This is a genomic window from Paractinoplanes polyasparticus (assembly GCF_019710575.1).
Taxonomy (GTDB): Bacteria; Actinomycetota; Actinomycetes; order Mycobacteriales; family Micromonosporaceae; genus Actinoplanes; species Actinoplanes polyasparticus.
Genome location: NZ_JAHWFK010000008.1, coordinates 79744 through 100617, shown reverse-complemented (window position 1 = coordinate 100617; position 20874 = coordinate 79744). Strand labels below are relative to the sequence as shown.

The 20874-nt window shown below is 71.7% G+C and carries 18 protein-coding genes; all 18 read left to right on the top strand.

What is annotated here, in order from left to right; genetic code table 11:
- Positions 1 to 119: 119 nt before the first annotated feature.
- The 18 genes from rsmH (at position 120) to KXC43_RS12070 (ending at position 20703) form a co-directional block, all read left to right on the top strand.
- Positions 120 to 1181: a 16S rRNA (cytosine(1402)-N(4))-methyltransferase RsmH gene (rsmH, locus tag KXC43_RS12155; protein ID WP_221376122.1), complete on the top strand. Its 1062-nt coding sequence runs from the start codon at positions 120 to 122 to the stop codon at positions 1179 to 1181.
- A 191-nt stretch (positions 1182 to 1372) separates the two neighbouring features.
- Complete coding sequence (gene ftsL / locus KXC43_RS12150; RefSeq protein WP_221376121.1) at positions 1373 to 2365, top strand: cell division protein FtsL; 993 nt, start codon at positions 1373 to 1375, stop codon at positions 2363 to 2365.
- Between the two features lie 4 nt (positions 2366 to 2369).
- Complete coding sequence (locus KXC43_RS12145) at positions 2370 to 4703, top strand: peptidoglycan D,D-transpeptidase FtsI family protein (RefSeq protein ID WP_221376120.1); 2334 nt, start codon at positions 2370 to 2372, stop codon at positions 4701 to 4703.
- 50 nt (positions 4704 to 4753) lie between these two features.
- A complete protein-coding gene (locus KXC43_RS12140; protein WP_221376119.1) occupies positions 4754 to 6325 on the top strand; it encodes a UDP-N-acetylmuramoyl-L-alanyl-D-glutamate--2,6-diaminopimelate ligase in 1572 nt (523 codons plus the stop codon).
- The gene (locus KXC43_RS12135; protein ID WP_221376118.1) at positions 6322 to 7707 is read left to right on the top strand and encodes a UDP-N-acetylmuramoyl-tripeptide--D-alanyl-D-alanine ligase; all 1386 of its coding nucleotides are present in this window, start codon (positions 6322 to 6324) and stop codon (positions 7705 to 7707) included. Before KXC43_RS12140 ends, KXC43_RS12135 begins: the two co-directional genes overlap by 4 nt.
- Positions 7704 to 8807 carry a phospho-N-acetylmuramoyl-pentapeptide-transferase gene (gene mraY / locus KXC43_RS12130; protein WP_221376117.1) on the top strand — a complete coding sequence of 368 codons (1104 nt, stop codon included), beginning with the start codon at positions 7704 to 7706 and terminating at the stop codon, positions 8805 to 8807. Before KXC43_RS12135 ends, mraY begins: the two co-directional genes overlap by 4 nt.
- A gap of 65 nt (positions 8808 to 8872) precedes the next feature.
- Complete coding sequence (locus KXC43_RS12125; protein WP_221376116.1) at positions 8873 to 10249, top strand: FtsW/RodA/SpoVE family cell cycle protein; 1377 nt, start codon at positions 8873 to 8875, stop codon at positions 10247 to 10249.
- Positions 10249 to 11361 carry an undecaprenyldiphospho-muramoylpentapeptide beta-N-acetylglucosaminyltransferase gene (gene murG / locus KXC43_RS12120; protein ID WP_221376115.1) on the top strand — a complete coding sequence of 371 codons (1113 nt, stop codon included), beginning with the start codon at positions 10249 to 10251 and terminating at the stop codon, positions 11359 to 11361. The genes KXC43_RS12125 and murG overlap by 1 nt, the downstream gene beginning before the upstream one ends.
- A 28-nt stretch (positions 11362 to 11389) precedes the next feature.
- Positions 11390 to 12829, top strand: coding sequence for a UDP-N-acetylmuramate--L-alanine ligase (gene murC, locus KXC43_RS12115; protein WP_221376114.1), 1440 nt, complete (start codon positions 11390 to 11392; stop codon positions 12827 to 12829).
- A 1-nt stretch (position 12830) separates the two neighbouring features.
- Positions 12831 to 13589: a cell division protein FtsQ/DivIB gene (locus tag KXC43_RS12110; protein WP_221376113.1), complete on the top strand. Its 759-nt coding sequence runs from the start codon at positions 12831 to 12833 to the stop codon at positions 13587 to 13589.
- A gap of 296 nt (positions 13590 to 13885) precedes the next feature.
- A complete protein-coding gene (gene ftsZ / locus KXC43_RS12105; protein ID WP_221376112.1) occupies positions 13886 to 15034 on the top strand; it encodes a cell division protein FtsZ in 1149 nt (382 codons plus the stop codon).
- A gap of 24 nt (positions 15035 to 15058) precedes the next feature.
- Complete coding sequence (locus KXC43_RS12100; protein WP_221376111.1) at positions 15059 to 15766, top strand: YggS family pyridoxal phosphate-dependent enzyme; 708 nt, start codon at positions 15059 to 15061, stop codon at positions 15764 to 15766.
- A gap of 249 nt (positions 15767 to 16015) precedes the next feature.
- Entirely contained in the window at positions 16016 to 16717 is a 702-nt protein-coding gene (locus KXC43_RS12095) for a cell division protein SepF (protein WP_221376110.1), read from the top strand.
- Between the two features lie 45 nt (positions 16718 to 16762).
- Positions 16763 to 17068 (top strand): YggT family protein, encoded by a 306-nt coding sequence (locus tag KXC43_RS12090; RefSeq protein ID WP_221376109.1) that lies wholly within the window; start codon positions 16763 to 16765, stop codon positions 17066 to 17068.
- A 43-nt stretch (positions 17069 to 17111) separates the two neighbouring features.
- Positions 17112 to 17924: a DivIVA domain-containing protein gene (locus KXC43_RS12085; protein WP_221376108.1), complete on the top strand. Its 813-nt coding sequence runs from the start codon at positions 17112 to 17114 to the stop codon at positions 17922 to 17924.
- Between the two features lie 38 nt (positions 17925 to 17962).
- Positions 17963 to 18790 carry a hypothetical protein gene (locus tag KXC43_RS12080; protein ID WP_221376315.1) on the top strand — a complete coding sequence of 276 codons (828 nt, stop codon included), beginning with the start codon at positions 17963 to 17965 and terminating at the stop codon, positions 18788 to 18790.
- 45 nt (positions 18791 to 18835) lie between these two features.
- Positions 18836 to 19165, top strand: a complete 330-nt coding sequence (locus tag KXC43_RS12075; protein ID WP_221376107.1) for a DUF167 domain-containing protein — start codon at positions 18836 to 18838, stop codon at positions 19163 to 19165.
- On the top strand, positions 19162 to 20703 hold the full coding sequence (locus tag KXC43_RS12070) for a potassium/proton antiporter (protein ID WP_221376106.1): 1542 nt from the start codon (positions 19162 to 19164) through the stop codon (positions 20701 to 20703). Before KXC43_RS12075 ends, KXC43_RS12070 begins: the two co-directional genes overlap by 4 nt.
- Positions 20704 to 20874: the final 171 nt, after the last annotated feature.

Here is a 20874-nt window from a genome sequence, read left to right as displayed (position 1 = left end):
TCTGGCGGTACGGACGGGCGTCCGGGAAGCGTCGCGGAACGGTGACGGACGCGGCGGTGTGAGAGACAACCGGCAGGTCGGTGCCGGCGGGGCGCGCGTGACAGCGAGTGGGGGTCGACATGGGGGAGCTTCGCGGCACGCACGTGCCGGTGCTGCTCGAGCGTTGCCTCGAGCTGCTCACCCCGGCCCTCGAGCTGCCGGGCGCCGTGCACGTCGATTTCACGCTGGGCCTGGGCGGTCACGCCGAGGCCGTCCTCGAGCGATTTCCCGAGGTGGTGCTGGTCGGGCTCGACCGCGACACCGAGGCCCTGGCCCACGCCGGTCATCGCCTGGCCCGGTACGCCGGCCGGATGCACCTGGTGCACGCGGTGTACGACGAGTTGCCACGGGTGCTCGAGGAACTCGACCTCACGGAGTTCCACAGCGGACTGTTCGACCTCGGTGTGTCGTCGTTGCAGCTCGACGAGGCGGACCGCGGCTTCGCGTACGCCCAGGACGCTCCGCTCGACATGCGGATGGATCAGACGACGGGCTTCACGGCCGAGCAGGTCGTCAACGAGTACGAGCCGGGGGAGCTGGTGCGCATCCTGCGCCAGTACGGCGAGGAGAAATTCGCCACCCGCGTCGTCTCGTCGATCGTCCGCGAGCGCCAGAAGGGCCGGATCACTTCGACGGCGCGACTGGCCGAGCTGGTCAAGGAGTCGATCCCGGCCGCCGCGCGGCGAACGGGTGGAAATCCCGCGAAAAGAACGTTTCAGGCGTTACGCATTGAGGTAAATGGCGAGCTCGCCACGCTCGAAGCGGCCATCCCGGCGGCTTTGGACGCGTTGGCGCCGAAAGGGCGCCTTGTGGTGATGAGCTACCAATCTTTGGAGGACCGGATCGTCAAGCGTGCCCTCACCGCGAGGACGCGCAGCACCGGGCCGGTCGACCTGCCGGTCGAACTGCCCGGGACGGGTCCGACGCTGCGGCTGCTGACAAGGGGGTCAGAACCGCCCAGCGAACAGGAGGTCGCGGAGAACCCGCGAGCGGCTTCGGTGAAGCTGCGCGCGGTCGAGCGCCTCGATCGGCACGACGGAACTACCGGGGCCGCCCGCGAACGGCCCCGACTGTCTACAACGCACGGGGGACAAGGGCGGTTACGCCCGGGGGCACGTGAAGAGGGGGAGGGGGAAGCATGAGCGAGCGCAACCAGGCGCCGCGGTCGGGGGGCCGGACCGCGGATCCGCAGCGTCCGACCACCGGGCGCCGCGACACGACGGGTGTGAGCCGCGATGCGGACGCTCCGGGAAACGCCGGCCGGGGGGCGCGGCGATTCACCGGTGCCGAGGAGGACGGCGGGCCACGCCGGTCCGACACGCGCCGGTCAGGGATGCGGAGCGACGATCGCGACGCGAGCCGGCAGCGGGGCGAGGCGCGTCCGGCGCGTTCCGCGCCGCGCGGTTCCGATTCCGTACGGGGTGAGCCGCGCGACACCGAAGCGGTGCGCAACCGGGCCAGGGAAGCCGGAACGCCCCGCGGCAAGGCGCGCGACACGGAAGGCGTTCGCGCCCGCAGCCGGGATGCGGACGGCGTGCGCAGCCGCACACGCGACACGGACGGGGTGCGGGCCAAGGCGCGCGACACCGACGGCGTGCGGGCCAAGGCGCGCGACGGCGTGCGAGCCAAGGCGCGCGATACCGATGGTGTGGGCGGCAAGGTGCGCGACTCCGGCGCGGTTCGAGCCCAGGGCCGGGACACCGAAGGTGTGCGGGCCAAGGCGCGGGAGGCTTCGGGCGTACGGGAAACGCGGGACCGCAAGGCCGGCGTGCTCGGTGGCCGGGGCCGGATCGCGGGCGGCCGCAAGGTCGAGGCTCCGGTCGACGGCGCCGCCGCGCTCAAGCTCGAGGTCTCGGCCGAGCCGCTGCGGGCGACCGACGCGGCCGCCGCTCCTCGTCTGCGGGTCGCCCCGCCGCCGCCGATCCACGGTGGACCGCGGGCGCCCTTCGTGGCGACGGTGATCGGCGTGGTGATCGTCGGGGTGCTGGGCATCCTGCTGGTCAACACGAAGACCAACGAGAACTCGTTCCGCATCGCCGACCTGCAGAACCAGAACACCGCGCTCGAGAACCAGCGCCAGGATCTGGAGAACCAGGTGGTCGAGGCGTCGAGCATCGGCAACCTGGACGCCGCGGCCCGCCGCCTCGGTCTGGTCAAGGCGGACGACGTGGCCCAGATCCGGCTCCCGGACGGGAAGATCATCAACTTCCGGGGACCGGCCACCGGCAAGCGTTCGCCGACCGCCCAGGAGGGCCTGAACGAGGGCACGCCGGTGACCGACAAGGGGGCCGACAACGTGAAGCCCGCCGACGGCGCCGGGCGGTAGCCGGATGCCGCGCGCTGACGACACACCACCGCGCCGGGGCGCTCAGCCCCGGCGCGGCACGTCTCGTGACGTGCCGGCCGAGGACGACGCGACGACGGGCAAGCCGAGCCGTGGATTCAGCGGCATCGGGGACGCGCGGGCCTACACACCGCGCGGGCGCACCGTGGCCGAGCGCGACCAGCGCACCCGCTCGCCGCGCGCCGGGCGCACCTCCGACCCGTTCCGCCCGGCGCTCCAGGTGCTCGACGGCGGGCAGCCGCCGCGCCGCGGGCGCCAGCCGGCCGAGCGCGAGGCCCCGGTCGAACCGGAGAAGAAGGACAGGAAGCAGCCGCCCCGCAGCCGCCGGCCCGAGCTCGACTTCGACGACGAGCCGGAGGAGTTCGACCGCCGGCGCGGCCGCACGACCGCCCGCACGGGGTCGGCCGCGCGCACAGTGGCCGACAAGCCGCGGGGCCGGACGACCGCGACCAAGCCGGCCCGGCCCGGGCGGGTCACGGCCTCACCGCGTACGCCGGGAAAGGCCGCACCACGGCGGACCGTGAGTGGACCGCGGGTCGACCGCGCCGTCCGTGCGGTCGCGACCGAGCCGCCCAAGCTGGCCAACAGCACCCGTCGTCTGCGGATCGGGGCCGTCCTCGCGCTGTCGTTGTTCGTGATGATCGGCGTCCGGCTGGTGATCCTCCAGGTGGCGGCGTCGCCCGAGGACGCCGACCGGCTGATCGAGCTGCGCGAGAGCCGCCTGGCCGAGGTGCGGCTGCCGGCGCCACGCGGCAGCATCCTGGACCGGGACGGCACCGTGCTCGCCCACAGCGTGGAGGCGCGCTTCGTCGGCGCCGACCCCGAGCTGGTCAAGGACCCGGCCCGGACGGCGTCGATCCTGTCGCCGGTCATCGGGGTTCCCCAGTCGAAGCTGGTCCCGCTGATGACGCCGCACAAGCGTCCCGGCGGTGGCGAGGCCCGGTTCGAGTTCCTCGCCCAGGGCGTGGACATCTCGACCGGCGAACGGATCCGCGCGATGAAGCTGCCCGGCATCGTGGTCAAGGAGGACGAGCGGCGCGACGTGCCGAACGCCGACCTGGCGGCCAACCTGATCGGCTTCACCGGCGCCGACAACTCCGGTCTGGAGGGTCTCGAGGCGCGGTACGACTCGCTGCTGCGCGGCACCGACGGCAGCCGCAAGTTCGAGATCGGCAAGGGCGACCTCAACAAGCCGATCCCGGGCGGCTTCGAGCAGCACACCGAGCCCCAGCCCGGCACCTCGCTCCAGCTCACCATCGACGGCGACCTGCAGTACGAGGTGCAGCGCATCCTGGCCGAGCAGATGAAGCAGGTGAAGGCCACCATCGGCGGCGCCGTCGTGATCGACGTTAAGACCGGCGAGGTGGTGGCCCAGGCGAGCTACCCCGCCTACAACGCGGCCAAGCCGGGCGACTTCACGCCGACCGAGCGCGAGGACGTGCCGAGCAGCATCGTGGCCGACCCGGGCTCGATCCACAAGGCGTTCATCTTCGGCGCGGCCCTGCAGGAGGGGCTGATCAAGCCGGATTCGGTGCTGACCATCGGTCCGGCCCTGGAGCGGGGCGGTTACCGCTTCCAGGACGGCCACATGCAGCCCAAGGGCACCAAGATGACGATGCCGGGGCTGCTCGCGTACTCGTCCAACGTGGGCACGATCCTCATCGCCGACATGCTCGGCAAGGAGAAGGTCATCGAGTACCAGCAGAAGTTCGGGCTGGGCAAGGCGACCGGCGAGGGCATGCCGGGCGAGGCCGAGGGCAGGATCCTCGGATCCGACGAGTGGAGCGGCTCGGCGTCGGGCTCGGTGCCGATCGGCATGAGTGTGGACGCCACGCTGGTGCAGATGGCGGCCGGCTACGCGGCGATCGCCAACGACGGCGAATACATCCAGCCCCACCTGATCAAGTCCATGATCTCGGGCCGGGGTGGCAAGGTCACCCACGCCGCGAAGCCGGAGCGGCACCGCGTGCTCGATCCGCACGTGGCGGCCGAGCTGCGCCTGATGATGGAGGCGGTGGTCGACAACAAGGGCGGCACCGGCACCCAGGCGGCCGTTCCCGGTTACCGGGTGGCGGGCAAGACCGGCACCGGCAAGCGGCTCATCGACGGCCAGTACACGAGCGCGAACTACGGCTCGTTCATCGGCATGGCGCCGGCCGACAACCCGCGGTACGTCATCGCGGTCTCGGCCGACGTGCCCAAGGGCACCGGTGGCGACGTGGCGGCGCCGGCCTTCGCCAAGATGATGTCGTTCGCGCTGCTGCACGGCCGGGTGCCGCCGTCCAGCACCAAGCCGCCGACGTTCAAGATCCATCCGTGATCCCGTCCAACCACCCCGCCGCCGCCCCGGAACGGACTGAAGACTGAGCCATGGGCGTCGCATGGCGTTTTCCGTACGAAGCCGGGCACGGGGTAGGGTCTGACGCCGTGCCCGGCATTCCCCGTCCCGATACCGTCGCTCCGTACCGGCTGGCCCGGCTGGCCGCGCTGTTGCCGGCCACGCTGACCGGCGTCGATGCCGAGGTCAGCGGCGTGACGCACGACAGTCGCGCGGTCCGCCCGGGCGATCTCTACGCGGCGCTGCCCGGCGCCGTCCGGCACGGCGCCGAGTTCATCAGCGACGTAGCTGCGGCCGGCGCCGCGGCCGTGCTGACCGACGCTGCCGGCCACGCGGCCGCGGTCGCTGCGGGCCTGCCGGTGCTGGTGGCCGAGGACCCGCGGGCGGTGCTCGGCACGGCCGCGGCGGCGATCTACGGCGACCCGTCGGGCCGGCTGACGATGATCGGCATCACCGGCACGGCCGGCAAGACGTCGACGGCGTACCTCGTGGAATCCGGCCTGCGGGCGGCCGGCGTGGTCACCGGGCTGATCGGCACGGTCGAGACGCGCATCGGCGATCTGGTGGTCGACAGCGTGCGCACCACCCCCGAGGCCACCGACGTGCACGCCATCCTCGCCGCCGGCCTGGAGCGCGGGGTCGGCGCCGTGGTGATGGAGGTGTCGAGCCACGCCCTCGCGATCGGGCGGGTCAACGGCATCGGCTTCACAGTCGGTGGCTACACCAACTTCGGCCTCGACCACCTCGACTTCCACACCGACGCCGACGACTACTTCGCGGCCAAGGCCAAGCTGTTCGACGGGCGCTGCCGGTTCGAGGTGCTCAACCTGGACGACCCCGCGCTGCGGCCGTTGTTCAAGCCGGGCACGATCAGCTATTCGGCGGACGGCGACCCGGCGGCGACGTGGTGGGCCACCGACGTCCGCCCGTCCGAGTTCGGCCAGCGGTTCGTCGCGCACGGCCCCGGCGTCGAGGTCGAGGCGGGCGTGGCCCTGCCCGGCCGGCACAACGTGGCCAACGCCCTGCTCGCCCTGGCCGCGCTGGTCGCCGCCGGCATCGGCGCGCAGGTGGCCGCGGACGGCATCGCGGCCTGTCCGGGCGTGCCGGGCCGGCTCGAGCGGGTGTCGGCCCCGGGCGAGGTGCTGGGCGTCGTCGACTACGCGCACAAGACCGACGCGATCGTGGCCGCCCTGGCCGCGCTGCGCGAGCTGGCCACCAGCCGTGGCGGCCGGCTGATCGGCCTGCTCGGCGCGGGTGGCGACCGCGACAAGGACAAGCGCCCGCTGATGGGGGCGGCGGCCGCCCGCGGCGCCGATCTCGTGATCGTCACCGACGACAACCCGCGCACGGAGGACCCGGCCGAGGTGCGGGCCGCGGTCCGGGCCGGCGCCGAGCAGTCCGGCGCTGCTGCGAAGATCATCGAAGTCTCCGGGCGGCGGGCGGCGATCGACGAAGCGGTCCGGCTGGCCGGACCGGGTGACGTGATCGCGTTGCTGGGCAAGGGACACGAGCGGGGCCAGGAGGTGAACGGGCAGATGCTGCCGTTCGACGACCGGATCGAACTCGCGGAGGCGCTGACCGCGGCGGCCGGGGGCCACTCGTGATCCGTCTGACACTGGCCGAGATCGCGGAGATCTCCGGCGGCCGCGTGGTGCACGCGGAACCGTCGCTCGCGGTCACCGGGGGAGTCGAGTACGACTCGCGCAAGATCGGCCCGGGGGGCCTGTTCGTCGCGTTCGAGGGCGAGAGGGTCGACGGGCACGAGTACGCGGGCACTGCCGTCGCCGCGGGTGCCGCGGCCGTGCTGAGCACGCGCGACACCGGACAGCCGGGAGTCGTCGTCGAGGAGCCGCTGGCCGCCCTGGCCGCGCTGGCCCAGGCCGTCGTCGCGCGGCTCGACGGGCTGACCGTGGTCGGGCTGACCGGCTCGAACGGCAAGACGACGACCAAGGACTACATCGGTCAGCTGCTCGCGCGGCTCGGGCCGACGGTGGCGCCGGCCGGCTCGCTCAACAACGAGCTGGGCTTCCCCTACACGGTGCTCCAGGCGAGCACCGAGACGCGCTTCCTCGTGCTCGAGATGGGCGCGCGGGGGATCGGCCACATCCGCTATCTCACCGACATCGCCCGGCCGTCGATCGGCGCGGTGCTCAACATCGGCGCGGCGCACCTGGGCGAGTTCGGCTCGGTCGAGGGCACCGCACAGGCCAAGGGCGAGCTGGTCGAGGCGCTTCCTCCGGACGGTTTCGCCGTCCTCAACGCTGACGATCCGCTCGTCGCGGGAATGGCGTCACGGACCGCGGCGAAAGTCCTGCTGACCGGCGAATCGGAACTGTCCGACGTGCGAGCTACGGACGTCAGCGTCGACGCCACCGGGCGGGCATCCTACACGCTGCGCTTCGCCGGGCGTACGGCCGAGGTGAAACTGGCCGTGGCCGGGCGCCATCAAGTCGCCAACACCCTGGCCGCGGCCGGTGTCGCGCTCTCGGCCGGCCTGCCGTTCGACGAGCTGGCGGCCGCGCTGGGCGAGGTGGGCATCGCCTCGGTCCGGCGGATGGACGTCTTCACCCGGCCCGACGGGGCCGTGGTCATCGACGACACGTACAACGCCAACCCGTCCTCCATGGCGGCCGCCCTGCGCGCGCTCGCCTCGATGGCCGGCGGGCGTCGCACCACCGCCGTGCTCGGCTACATGGCCGAGCTCGGCGAGCACGAGATCTCCGGCCACGAGGAGGTCGGCCGGCTCGCCGCCGAGCTCGGCGTGGATCGGCTGATCGTGGTCAGCGCCGAGGCCGCGCCCGTCGCGGACGGCGCGCTCGCCGTCGACGGGTGGAAGGGCGTGGCGACCGTCGTGGCCGACCAGGCCGCCGCCATCGAGATCCTGGACGGCGACCTCCACGGCGGCGACGTCGTGCTGGTCAAGGGTTCCCGGTACCGCACGTGGGACGTGGTGGACTCACTGCGTCCCGAGGAGGTTCGCCCGTGAGGGCAGTCATCGTCGCGGCCGCGGTCGCGTTCATCATCTCGCTGTTCGGCACCCCGATCGCCATCCGCGTGTTCACGGCGCTCAAGGCCGGCCAGCCGATCCGCACGGTCGGGCCGGCGAGCCACCAGGGCAAGAAGGGCACGCCCACGATGGGCGGTGTCGTCTTCATCATCGCCACGGTCCTCGCGTACGCGGCCGGGCACGTCGCCCTGACGACGCTGCCCGAGCGGCAGATCGCGCAGGAGTCGCCGACCATGACGGCGCTGGTCCTGCTCGGACTGTTCGTGTTCTGCGGCGTGGTCGGCTTCCTCGACGACTTCCTCAAGGTGCGCCGCCGCAACTCGGACGGTCTGAGCGCCAAGGGCAAGCTGCTCGGCCAGCTGATCGTCGGCGGCGCGTTCGCCATCGTCGCGCTCTATGTGCCCAGCACCAACGGCGAGACGGTGGCCAGCGAGCACATCTCGTTCATCCGCGACATCAGCTGGCTCGACGTCGGCAAGGTCGGCTCGGTGCTGGTCTTCGTCTTCGTCATCATGTCGATGTCGAACGGCGTGAACCTGACCGACGGCCTCGACGGTCTGGCCACCGGCGCGTCCATCCTCGTGCTGGGGGCGTACTCGCTGATCGGCTTCTGGCAGTACCGCCACTGGTGCGGTGACTCCGACTACGCCCGGGTCAACGACTACTGCTACCAGGTGCGAGATCCGCTGGAGATCGCCATGATCGCGGCGGCGGCCGCGGCCGCCTGCGTGGGCTTCCTGTGGTGGAACACCTCGCCGGCGCGGATCTTCATGGGCGACGCCGGCGCGCTCGGTCTCGGCGGCCTCATCGGCGGCCTGGCCGTGGCCACCCGCACCACGCTGCTGTCGGTCATCATCGGCGGTCTTTTCGTGATCATCACGATGTCGGTGGTCATCCAGATCATCTCGTTCAAGACCACCGGCAAGCGGGTCTTCCGGATGTCGCCGTTGCAGCACCACTTCGAACTGGCGGGGTGGAGCGAGGTCAACATCGTGGTCCGGTTCTGGATCGTGGCCGGCATCTGCGTCGCCATCGGCCTCGGACTGTTCTATTCAGACTTCCTGGCCATCATGGGATAGAGATCTCTGACGACACGCCAGGTTCATGACCGGGCTTGGCGTGTCGCCGGTACGAAGATGAGTGAATGGCGGAAGACCGGACTCAACAGGCACCCCGCCCGTCGCTGAGCCGGCAGTTGCTGCCCGCGGTGCACGGGCTCCTGGCGCGCCCGCTCTCCTCGTACTATCTGCTGCTCGCCAGCTCCGGCCTGCTGCTGCTCATCGGGCTCACCATGGTCTTCTCGGCCACCAGCGTGAAGGCCTTCGCCGAGAACGGGAACGCCTTCAGCGCGATCGCCAACCAGGCCGTCTTCGCGCTGCTCGGCCTGTTCGCGTTCTGGGTGTGCCAGCGGCTGCCCGCGGGCACCCTGCGCGACCTCGGCAAGTTCGTGCTGGGCGCGGCGATCGTGCTGCTCTGCATCCTCGACCTGCTGGGCGCGCTGGCCTCGGTCGGCGTGCTCGACAAGCCGCGCATCGGCCCGGTCCGGGCCGACCTGCTGTGGCTCTACTTCGGCCCGATCGGTCTGCAGCCGGCCGAGTTCGCCAAGCTCGGCATGGTGCTGTGGGGCGCCGACGTGATCGCCCGCAAGGGTCCCGCGCTGGGGCACTGGCGCGAGCTGTCCCGCCCGCTCTTCCCCGTGGTCGGCCTGCTGTTCGTTCTCGTCGGCTACAACGACCTGGGCAGCATGCTGGTGCTGCTCGCGCTCATCGTCGGGCTGCTGTGGGCGGCCGGCGTGCGGCTGCGGGTCTTCGCCGCGCTCGGCGTGCTCGGCCTGGCCGGCATCAGCCTGCTGATCGCGGCCGCGTCCGGCGGCGCCGGCTCGGGCCGTGAGGGCGAGGCGAACTACCGGCTGGCCCGGCTCACCGACTTCCTCAAGCCGCTCGACCAGTGCGACCTGGACGCCTGCTACCAGATCATCCAGGCCCGCTCGGCGATCTTCGAGGGCGGCTGGTTCGGCGTCGGTCTGGGCAAGAGCGCGCTCAAGTGGAACTGGCTGCCGCAGGCCGACAACGACTTCATCTACGCCGTGGTGGCCGAGGAGCTGGGCGTGGTCGGCTGCGCGGTCGTCCTGGCGCTGTTCTCGGTGCTGGCGTACACCGGCTTCCGGATCGCCCGCCGCTCGCAGGACCCGTTCCGCCGGCTGGCGGCCGCCGCGATCACCACCTGGCTGGTGGCCCAGGCGGTGATCAACATCGGCGGCGTGACCGGCATGCTGCCCATCACCGGCCTCCCGCTGCCGTTCATCTCCGCAGGTGGCAGTGCCCTCGTCGTCACCATGGCGGCGGTCGGCATGCTGGCCTCGTTCGCCCGGGCCGAACCGCAGGCGTCACTGGCGCTGAACGCGCGTCCGCCCGCTCGATGGGTACGGCTAGTCTGGGCCCCGCTGCCGCCGCTTCCCCCGTCGCGGCGGCCGAAGCCGACTCCGGCCAAAGCCAAGGCGGGGGCTGAGGGGAGACGGTGATGGGTCTGCTGCGGTCGGTCGTGCTCGCCGGAGGAGGCACCGGCGGTCACATCTATCCGCTGCTCGCCTTCGCCGACGCGGTGAAGAGGCATTTCCCCGAGGTGCGGATCACCACGCTGGGCAGCCCGAAGGGCATGGAGAACGAGCTGATCCCGCCGGCCGGCTACGACCTGCGCGTGATCCCCGCGTTCCAGCTGCCGCGCTCGGTCAACCTGAACCTGCTGCGCACTCCGGACCGGATGTGGAAGTCGGCCCACGCGGCCGGCAAGATCCTCGACGAGGTGCAGGCCGACGTGGTGGTCGGCTTCGGCGGTTACGTGTCGGTGCCGGCCTACCTGGCGGCCTGGCGGCGCGAGACGCCGATCGTCATCCACGAGGTCAACGTGCCGCCGGGCGTGGCCAACCGGATGGGCATGAAGTTCACCAAGAACGTGGCGGTCGGCTTCCCGACGCAGCCGCAGCTGGCCGAATCGCTCAAGGACGCCCGGGTCGTCGGCGTCCCGTTGCGTACGGCCCTCACCCACCTCGACCGGGCAGCGCTGCGGCCGCAGGCGCTCTACCAGTTCGGGCTGCGCCCCGACCTGCCGGTGCTGTTCGTCTCGGGCGGCTCCTCGGGCGCCCGCACGATCAACCTGGCCGTCGCCGCGGCGGCCAAGCGGCTGGCCCACTCCGGGGTTCAGGTGCTGCACGTGCAGGGCGGGCGCAACGACCCGTTCGACGTGCCGGCCGACCTGCCGGTGCCGTACAAGGTGATTCCCTACCTCTCGGACATGCAGCTGGGTTACGCCGCGGCCGACCTCATGCTCTGCCGCAGCGGCGCGATCACCGTGGCCGAGACGACCGCCCTGGGCGTGCCGGCCGTCTACGTGCCCTATCCGTTCAGCAACCAGGAACAGAAGCGCAACGCCCTGCCGGTGGTCGAGGCGGGCGGCGGTGTCCTGGTCGACAACGACGAGCTCACCCCCGAGTGGATCGAGCAGAACGTCATCCCGCTGGCGCGCGACCGGCAGCGCCTCGCCGTGATGGGCCAGTCCGCCGCCCGGTACGGTCGTCGCGACGGTGACGAGGCCCTGCTCGAATTCGTTCTCGAAGCGGTGGCCAAGAACCGATGAGCCTTTTCTCGATCGAGGGAGCACAGCAGTGAACACGGCGGAGCTGCGGCCGGCCGGCGAGTTGACCGCCGAGGACCTGGGCAACGTGCACCTCATCGGCATCGGCGGAGTGGGCATGGCCGGGCTGGCCCGCCTGCTGCTCACCCGCGGCATCCCGGTCTCGGGCAGCGAGCTGCGCGAGTGGCCGGCCCTGACCGGGCTGCGCGCGCTGGGCGGCACGATCCACATGGCCCACGTGGCCGAGAACCTCGACGGTGTCGACACGGTTGTCTACTCCACCGCCATCCCGCACGACCACCTCGAGCTGGCCGAGGCGCGCCGGCGCGGGCTGCGGGTGCTGCACCGGTCCGAGGCCCTGGCCGCCGCGATGACCAACCGCCAGGCCATCGCCGTGGCCGGCACGCACGGCAAGACCACGACCACGTCGATCATGACGGTGATCTTCCAGCACGCCGGGCAGGACCCGTCCTTCGTGATCGGCGGCGAGATCAGCGAGGCCGGATCCAACGGCCACCACGGCACCGGTCCGCACTTCGTGGTCGAGGCCGACGAGAGCGACAAGTCGTTCCTGATCTACCGGCCGCACGTCGCGATCGTCACCAACATCGAGGGCGACCACCTCAACAACTGGGGCGACCTCGAGGGCCTCAAGGCCGGCTTCCTGCAGTTCGCCGAGCTCGCCGACCCCGACGGTTTCGTGGTCACCTGCGCCGACGACGAGGGCACGCAGGACCTCATCGCGGCGCTGCGCGCCAAGGGCAAGACCGTCTTCACGTACGGCGAATCCGAGTCCGCCGACCTCCGCCTCAGCGACGTGGTCTCGACGGCGAGCGGCGTCCGCTACGTCGCCGAGCTCGACGGCAAGCCGCTCGGCGAGATCCGGCTGTCGCTGCCCGGCCGGCACATGGGCCTCAACAGCGCGGCCGCCGTGCTGACCGCGCTCCGGCTCGGCCTACCGCTCGACAAGATCGTCGAGGCGCTGGCGTCGTTCCCGGGGGTGCGGCGGCGCTTCGAGCGCAAGGGCATCGCCGCCGGCGTGCGGGTCTACGACGAGTACGCCTACCACCCGACCTCTGTCGAGGCGGCGCTCCGCACCCTGCGCGAGGTGGCGGGGGACGGCCGCCTGCTGGTGGTCTTCCAGCCGTACCGGGTGTATCGCACCCGCGACCTGCAGGCCGAGCTGGCCCGCGGGCTGAGCCTGGCCGATCAGGTCATCTGCATGGAGGTCTTCGGCCCGGGCGAGGTGCGCGGCCCGGGCGAGGGCGGGGTGGCGCTGACCGCTGCCATCGATCTGCCGGCCGACCGGAAGGTCTTCGTGCCCGACTGGGAGGACGTGCCGGCCGAGGTCATCCGTCGCAGCCGGCCGGGCGACGTCGTGGTGACCATGGGCGCCCCGCCGATCTCGCTGATGGGCGACGAACTGCTGGCCGCGTTCGACGACGCCGACCGCAGTCAGGCTCAGACCTAGCATGACGGGGCGTAACTGGCGGCTCGTGCGGGCGGACACCGACGCGGTGCCGTCGTCCGCGCGGCGTTTCATGGCCCGGGCCCGCCAGCGCAAGATGCGGGCTGCGCTGCCGTGGGCGATCGCCGCCGGCGTGCTGCTCGTCGCCGGGGGCGTGGCCTGGTTGGTCTATGGAACGTCGGTGCTGGGGGTCCGCGAGGTCAAGGTCGTCGGCGTCGAGCTGCTCGAGCCGATCCAGGTCGAGCAGGCCGTCGCCGTGCCGCACGGCGAGCCGCTGGCCCGGGTCGACCTCGGCACGGTGCGCACGCGGGTGCGTGCGCTGGCCCCGGTCGACCGGGTGGTGGTGCGGCGCAGCTGGCCGTCCACCCTGGTCGTCGAGGTCGTGGAGCGTACGCCGGTGGCCGCCGTGCCGCAGAACGGCCAGTTCTCGGTGATCGACCGGGCCGGGGTGCCCTTCCGCCAGGTCAAACAGGCGCCGCAGGGTCTGCCGCTGGTGCGGGTCGACTTCCCCGGCCCGTCCGACCTGAACACGGCGTCGGCCCTGACCGTGCTCGCCTCGCTCAGCGAGGAGCTGCGCGAGCAGGTGCTGGCGGTCTCGGTCCCCAAGCCGGCCCAGATCCGTCTCGAGCTGCGCAAGGACCGGACGGTCGTGTGGGGTGACGACACCCAGAGCGAGACCAAGAGTCAGGTGGCGACGGCCCTGCTGAAGAAGGCGGGCAGGGAGATCGACGTCAGCGCCCCGTCGGTCGTGACAATCCGCTGACATCCGGTCCCAAGCGGACATTGAGGCACGAACGGCTTATTTCGACTCAGGTTACGGCTCCGTCGGATTTTCGCCACGTAAGCGGACGCCGACACGCCGCGCCGGGTCTTTGGTTGATGTCGGAACTCCGCTTACGTTGCCACGAGAGGCTGAGTGGTTGACATAACCCTAAGCCTCTAGTAGAGGGTGAGGGTTTCCTCGCCCTCCCTTGTCCGGCAGCGGGTGTCGAAGGTGCGGTCTGGCCGGACCGCACGGGGCCCACGACATCCACAACCCTGGAAGGGAAGGCTGAGCCCATGACACCTCCCCACAACTACCTGGCGGTCATCAAGGTCGTCGGTATCGGTGGCGGCGGCGTGAACGCCGTGAACCGCATGATCGAGGTCGGGCTCAAGGGCGTCGAGTTCATCGCGATCAACACCGATGCGCAGGCGCTGCTGATGAGCGACGCCGACGTCAAGCTCGATGTCGGCCGCGAGCTGACCCGGGGCCTCGGCGCCGGCGCGCAGCCCGAGGTCGGCAAGAACGCCGCCGAGGACCACCGCGACGAGATCGAAGAGGTGCTCAAGGGCGCCGACATGGTCTTCGTGACCTGCGGCGAGGGTGGCGGCACCGGCACCGGTGGCGCGCCCGTGGTCGCCAACATCGCCCGCAAGCTCGGTGCGCTCACCATCGGCGTGGTCACCCGGCCGTTCTCGTTCGAGGGCAAGCGCCGCCAGGTGCAGGCCGAGTCCGGCATCGACGAGCTGCGCAACCAGTGCGACACGCTCATCGTCATCCCGAACGACCGGCTGCTCGCGCTGGGCGACCGCGGAATCAGCATGATGGACGCGTTCCGTCAGGCCGACCAGGTGCTGCTCTCCGGTGTGCAGGGCATCACCGATCTGATCACCACCCCTGGTCTGATCAACCTCGACTTCGCCGACGTCAAGAGCGTCATGAGCGGCGCCGGCAGCGCGCTCATGGGCATCGGCAGCGCTCGCGGCGACAACCGCGCGGTCGAGGCGGCCGAGAAGGCGATCTCGAGCCCGCTGCTCGAGCAGAGCATGGACGGCGCCCGCGGCGTGCTGCTCTCCATCGCCGGCGGGTCCGACCTGGGCCTGTTCGAGATCAACGACGCGGCCCAGCTGGTCACCGACGCGGCCCACCCGGACGCCAACATCATCTTCGGCGCGGTCATCGACGACGCGCTGGGCGACGAGGTGCGGGTCACCGTGATCGCGGCCGGCTTCGACGGGGGCACGCCCTCGTACAAGCCGTCCGAGCCGGCGCGCAAGGTCATCCAGCAGCCGGCCGAACGCGCGGCGACCACGCCGCAGGCGCCGGCGACCACGGTGTCGGCCCCGGCCGCCGCCTCGACGCCGCCGCCGGCCACCACGCCGACGCCGCGCCGGGTGCTCTTCGACGACGTCGACGTGCCCGACTTCCTGAAGAACGGCTCCTGAGGCACTTCTCTGGTCGGGGACGGCATGACTGACAACGGGCGGCGGTCCGAGCTGGCCGCCGCCTTGATCGAGGTGAACGGCCGGATGGCGCGCGCCTGCGAGGCGGCCGGCCGGGCCGCGGGCGAGGTCACCCTCGTCGCGGTCACCAAGACGTACCCGGCGAGCGATGTCGTGCTGCTCGCCGGGCTCGGCGTCACCGACGTCGGGGAGAACCGCGATCAGGAGGCCGCTCCCAAGGCCGCCGAGGCGCGCGCGGCGGGGGCGACTCCGCGCTGGCATTTCATCGGTCAGCTCCAGCGCAACAAGGCACGATCGGTTGTGCAGTACGCCGATGTCGTGGAGTCCGTCGACTCGGTGCGCCTGGCCGAGGCGCTCGCCCGCGCGGCCCAGGGGCGGCCGGATCCGCTCGAGATCCTGATCCAGGTGAGCATCGACGGCGACCCGGCGCGCGGGGGCGTGACCGGCGACGACCTCTGGCGGGTATCCGACTCGGTGGCATCCGCCGACAGCCTGCGACTCGGCGGCGTCATGGCGGTGGCACCGGTGGACTGGGCCCCCGACCGCGCGTTCGAGCTGCTCCGTGGGTTGTCCGAGCGGCTGGTCAAGTCTCATCCGTCCGCCACGGCCATCTCGGCCGGCATGAGTGGGGACCTCGAGGCCGCCGTCCGGCACGGCGCGACACACGTCCGGATCGGCACTTCTTTGCTCGGAATGCGAAACCTGCTGCGGTAGCCTTGCGGCGGGCAGCAAACTACATGGGTGTTGTTTACGCGACAACCGTTTGTGGGCATGTTTCATGATCATCCACGGCGGCGTCGGGTCGACGGCGCGGCACGTCACGGGACGAGGGTCCGCATCGGAGCTTCCGACCGTGCAAAGGGGGAATGCGGTAACGCCGAGGGGGTGCGTTCCGCGCGGCGGACGAAGGTGGGGGCACATGGCTGGTCGGGTCAACTCGCGGTGGCGGGACGGGGTGAAGGCATGAGCGCGCTTCGCAAGGCGGGCGTCTGGCTGGGCCTCGTCGAAGAGGACGACGACCGCGGTTACGACAACGGGTACGAAGAAGGCCCCTACCGCTCTCGGAACCGGTACTCGGGAAGCCGGTACTCCGACGACGAGTTCGCCGACGACGAGGAGCTCGAGGACGAGCGGCCCGTGCCGCGTGCGCGCACGGAGCGCAGCCGCGGATCCGACCGCCTGTCCTCGCACGCCGACGTGGACGACCACGATCGGGTGGAACGCCCGGAGCGTTCGGAGCGTGCGAGCGTCCGATCGATCACCCGGCCCGCCACGGTCGGTGACAACTCGTCCGCGCTGAGCTACTCCACGCGCGAGAACCTGGCCCTGGCCCCGCAGGCCGTGCATCAGCCGGAGCCCCGCCCGCGGCCGGTCGAGGAGGAGCAGCGTTACCAGATCACGACGCTGCACCCGACCACCTACCGCGAGGCGCGCACCATCGGCGAGCACTTCCGCGACGGCGTGCCGGTCATCATCAATCTCACCGAAATGGATGAAGGAGACGCGCGCCGGCTGGTTGACTTCGCCGCCGGGCTGGCTTTCGGCCTTCGCGGTACGATCGAGCGCGTGACCAACCGGGTTTTCCTGCTCTCACCGGCAAATGTCCAGGTCACCGCAGAGGACAAGGCCAAGATCGCTGAGGGTGGGTTCTTCGGTCAGGCCTGAGGCGGGCGCCCGCGCGCCCGCCACCCAGATGGGGGATCCGCACGAGTGCTCTCGATCGTGTTCCAAATATTGTATTTAGTCGTTTACATCTTCTTCCTGGTCCTACTTGCCAGGTTCGTGCTGGGTGCGGTACTCCAGTACGGGCGTCGGTGGCAACCCGGTCGTGGGGCGTCGGCGGGACTCGAAACGGTGTGGAGCGTCACTGATCCGCCCCTCAAGGCGTTGAGGCGTGTGATCCCCCCGCTGCGCATTGGTAACGTGAGTTTGGACCTGGCTTCCATCGTGCTGCTGGTTATCCTGTTCGTGCTCATGAGGTTCGTGCTTCAAAGATTGATCCTGAACTTCAGCTAAACAGCAGCCCCAACCGCGGCCGCGACTGACCCGAGGAGTTTCGATGCCGCTGACCCCGGCCGACGTTCATAACGTCGCCTTCAAGAAGCCCCCGATCGGCAAGCGGGGGTATGACGAGGAGGAGGTCGACGCCTTCCTGGACGAGGTCGAGCGTGAGCTCGCCCGTCTGATCGAGGAGAACAACGAGCTGCGCGCCCAGGTGGAGCGCGGCGGTCGGGGTGGCGCGCCAGCCGGTCCGAGCGCCGACCCGCGCCTCGCGGCCGAGCTCAACGAGGTCAAGGCCCAGCTTGACCGTGTGCAGCGCGACAAGGCGCAGGCCGAGCAGGCCGCGCGTCAGATGCAGGCCGAGCTCGAGCAGGTCCGGGCCCAGGGTCCGGCCGGTGGCAGCGCCGCCGGCGCCGGCGCCGACGGCGAGCAGCAGGCTCTGCGGGTGCTCATGATGGCTCAGCGCACCGCCGACGACCACGTCGCCGACGCGCGCCGCGAGGCCGACAAGCTGCTCTCCGACGCCCGTTCCAAGGCGGAGGAAGTCACCCGCGAGGCCCGCGCCAAGGCCGACGCCCTCGAGCGCGACGCCCGTCAGCGTCACCAGGAGGCCATGGGCGGTCTCGACGCCAAGCGGTCCGCGCTGCAGAAGCACATCGAGGAGCTGAAGCAGTTCGAGCGGGAATACCGCACGCGCCTCAAGGCCTACCTCGAGAGCCAGCTGCGCGACCTCGACGGCCGGGGTCAGGGCCTCGAGGCGGAGATGTCGCGAGCCGACTCCGGGCGCGCCGTCGGTGGCAGCGGTGGTCTTGCCGCGGCCGGCCTGGCCGGTTCGTACGGTGGCCGCAACGCCATCGAGTCCGGGCGCTGAGCTTTCTCTCTCCCTCCGGAACCCGACGAGGATGAGCCATGATCGTTGTTAGCCTGCTGCTCATCCTCGTCGCGGTGACGCTGCTCGTGCTGGGCCTCACCGGCGGATCGAGCGGGCTGCTCATCAGCTCCATCGTGGCCAGTCTGCTGGCCGCCGTCTTCCTGGTCGTCGGCGCGCGCCAGGCCGCCGCCGCGCGGCGCGCGACACCCGCGACACCCCCGCTCGTCGAGGACGACACCGACGAGAACGCGGTCTACGTGGCCGAGCCCGAGTTCGCCGCGGCCGCCGAAGAGATGGCCGCCCGCCGCTCCGCCGACGACTTCGCCGGCGATCAGCGCGAGACCGTCCAGTTCGACCCGGCCGACGTGGCCGCCGCGAAGCCCTCCGCCGGTCCCGACTTCGCCGACCAGGCCGGCGCCCCCGCGGGCGATTTGTCAGTAGATGAGCGCCCCCGAGCCGAGGATCCGGATTACGACCGGGCCTCCGCCACCATCAACGCCGCTCGCAGTGAGACCCCCGCCGAGGACGCCTGGCGCCGCGAGGCCCCGGATGCCGACGTTCCGGGGGCGGCCGCTCCCGGTCCGGACGAGGCCGATGACGAGTTCGCCGAGCCCGCCGCCGACGATCCCGACGACGAGCCGCTGCCGCAGGCGGTGCAGCCGGCCGACGCGGTCCGGGTGGCCCGCCTCGACGCCGAGGTGCTGGTCGTCGACGGCCGGCCGCGCTACCACGTGCCCGAATGCCCGAGCCTGGTCGGCCGCCTGACTGAGCCGATTCCCGTGCGCGAGGCCGTCGAGCTCGGCTTCAGCCCGTGCGGCCTGTGCCGCCCGGTCGACCGGCTGGTGGGCGTGGCCGCCCGCGGCTGAACTTCGGACTTCCCCAAGGCCGGACGTTGATCGGCACAATGAGGCATGGTCAAGCGCCGCGTGCCTCCGCCTGACGAGACTGCCCTCTCCGTGCCCGTCCGGGTGCGGCCGGGCGCCGGACGTGACCGCGTCGGCGGACGCTACGAGGGGCCGCACGGGCCCGCCCTGATCATCGCCGTGGGTGCGCCGGCCGTGGACGGCAAGGCGACCGAGGCCGTGCGGCGGGCGCTGGCCGGCGCTCTCGGAGTGCGCCCGGCCGCCGTGGAGCTGCGGCTCGGCGCCACCAGCCGCGACAAGGTGTTCATCGTCGCCGCACCCGCCGCCGGGGTCGCCGGGCGCCTGACCGCGCTGCGGGACGGCACGGCCACGCCGTGACCGGTGGGCTGGACTACGCGCTGCTCATCGGTTCCGCGGTCCTGCTGGTGGCGGTGGCCGCGGTCCGGGTCTCGACCCGGGTCGGGCTGCCGAGCCTGCTCGTCTACCTGGCCATCGGCATCCTCATCGGCGAGGCCGGGCTGGGCATCCGCTTCGACGACGCCGAGCTGACCCGGACGCTCGGCTTCTGCGCGCTCATCATGATCATTGCCGAGGGCGGGCTGACCGCCCGCTGGAGCACGCTGCGGCCGGTGCTGGGCCTGGCCAGCTCGCTGGCCACGGTGGGGGTGGCGGTCAGCATCGTGGTGGTCGGTCTCGTCGTCCACGTGCTGCTCGATCTCCCCTGGCAGCTGGCCCTGCTCTACGGCGCGGTGCTGTCGTCGACCGACGCCGCCGCAGTCTTCGCCACCCTGCGCCGGCTGCGGCTGCCGCCCCGTCTCGTCGCCACGCTCGAGGCCGAGTCCGGCATGAACGACGCGCCCGTGGTGCTGCTGGTCGTGCTGCTCAGCGCGGACCTGTCGGAGATGCATCCGTGGTGGTACGAGCTGTCGATCGTCGTTTACGAGCTGGCGGCGGGAGCAGCGATCGGCTACGCGGTGGGGGCGGCGGGGCGCTGGTTGCTGCGCAATGCCGCGCTGCCGTCAGCCGGTCTCTACCCGATCGCGGCGGTGGGTCTCACCGTGCTGGCGTACGCCGGTGGCGCCGTTGTTCACGCCTCCGGCTTCCTCGCGGTCTATGTCGCGGGGGTGGTGCTCGGCAACGGCCGGATCCCGCACCGCCGGGCCATCCTCGGATTCGCCGACGGCCTGGCCTGGGTCGCCCAGATCGGCCTGTTCGTGCTGCTGGGCCTGCTCAGCTCGCCCGCCCGGCTGGCCGATGCGCTGGTGCCCGCGCTGGTCGTCGGGGTGGCCCTGGTGTTGCTGGCCCGGCCGCTGTCGGTGGTGATCGCGGCGGTGCTGGCCCGGCCCCTGCGTGGCCCCCGCCGCCCCGGCAACCGGGTGGGCTGGCGGGGCAGCGCCTTCCTGTCGTGGGCGGGCCTGCGCGGCGCCGTGCCGATCGTGCTGGCCACTATCCCGCTCTCGGCCGGCACACCCGGCGCGGAGGGCCTGTTCGACGCGGTGTTCGTGCTGGTCATCATCTTCACGCTGGTGCAGGCGAGCACGCTCGGCCCGGCCGCGCGGATGCTGGGCGTGACCGCCCCCGGCGAGGCGGCCGAGGTGCACGTCGAGACCGCGCCGCTGGAGCGGATGAATGCCGACCTGCTCCAGATGGAGATCGCCGAGGGCTCCCGGTTGGCCGGTGTGCACATCGACGAGCTGCGCCTGCCGTCGGGCGCGTCGGTCACCCTGGTCGTGCGGGACGGCGCCGGCTTCGTGCCCGTCCCCGACACGCGGCTGCGCACCGGCGACGCCCTGCTGATCGTGGCCACCGCCGCGGTCCGCGACGTCGCCGAGCGCCGCCTGCGGGCGGTCAGCCGCCGGGGCCGCCTGGCCCGCTGGTTCGGTGAGGAGGGCGACGAGGATCCCACCGGTATCTAGCCACGGTTTCGGGGAGATTCGCGTTAATTGCGGGGCAAGATCCGGTACGGGCTGTTGTCGGTCCGGTATACGTTCCGTATCCTTGCCACCCACTGGAGTGCGTGGCCGCGGGTTCGGCCGCGCCGGTGGGGCCGGTGGGGGAAGATCTACGGCGTTGCCCGGCCCGAGCGA

Coding starts and splice junctions, on each gene's coding strand:
- rsmH (WP_221376122.1), top strand. CDS start 120: ATGGGGGAGCTTCGCGGCACGCACGTGCCGGTGCTGCTCGAGCGTTGC.
- ftsL (WP_221376121.1), top strand. CDS start 1,373: ATGCGGAGCGACGATCGCGACGCGAGCCGGCAGCGGGGCGAGGCGCGT.
- KXC43_RS12145 (WP_221376120.1), top strand. CDS start 2,370: ATGCCGCGCGCTGACGACACACCACCGCGCCGGGGCGCTCAGCCCCGG.
- KXC43_RS12140 (WP_221376119.1), top strand. CDS start 4,754: ATGGGCGTCGCATGGCGTTTTCCGTACGAAGCCGGGCACGGGGTAGGG.
- KXC43_RS12125 (WP_221376116.1), top strand. CDS start 8,873: ATGGCGGAAGACCGGACTCAACAGGCACCCCGCCCGTCGCTGAGCCGG.
- murG (WP_221376115.1), top strand. CDS start 10,249: ATGGGTCTGCTGCGGTCGGTCGTGCTCGCCGGAGGAGGCACCGGCGGT.
- KXC43_RS12110 (WP_221376113.1), top strand. CDS start 12,831: ATGACGGGGCGTAACTGGCGGCTCGTGCGGGCGGACACCGACGCGGTG.
- ftsZ (WP_221376112.1), top strand. CDS start 13,886: ATGACACCTCCCCACAACTACCTGGCGGTCATCAAGGTCGTCGGTATC.
- KXC43_RS12100 (WP_221376111.1), top strand. CDS start 15,059: ATGACTGACAACGGGCGGCGGTCCGAGCTGGCCGCCGCCTTGATCGAG.
- KXC43_RS12095 (WP_221376110.1), top strand. CDS start 16,016: ATGAGCGCGCTTCGCAAGGCGGGCGTCTGGCTGGGCCTCGTCGAAGAG.
- KXC43_RS12085 (WP_221376108.1), top strand. CDS start 17,112: ATGCCGCTGACCCCGGCCGACGTTCATAACGTCGCCTTCAAGAAGCCC.
- KXC43_RS12080 (WP_221376315.1), top strand. CDS start 17,963: ATGATCGTTGTTAGCCTGCTGCTCATCCTCGTCGCGGTGACGCTGCTC.
- KXC43_RS12075 (WP_221376107.1), top strand. CDS start 18,836: ATGGTCAAGCGCCGCGTGCCTCCGCCTGACGAGACTGCCCTCTCCGTG.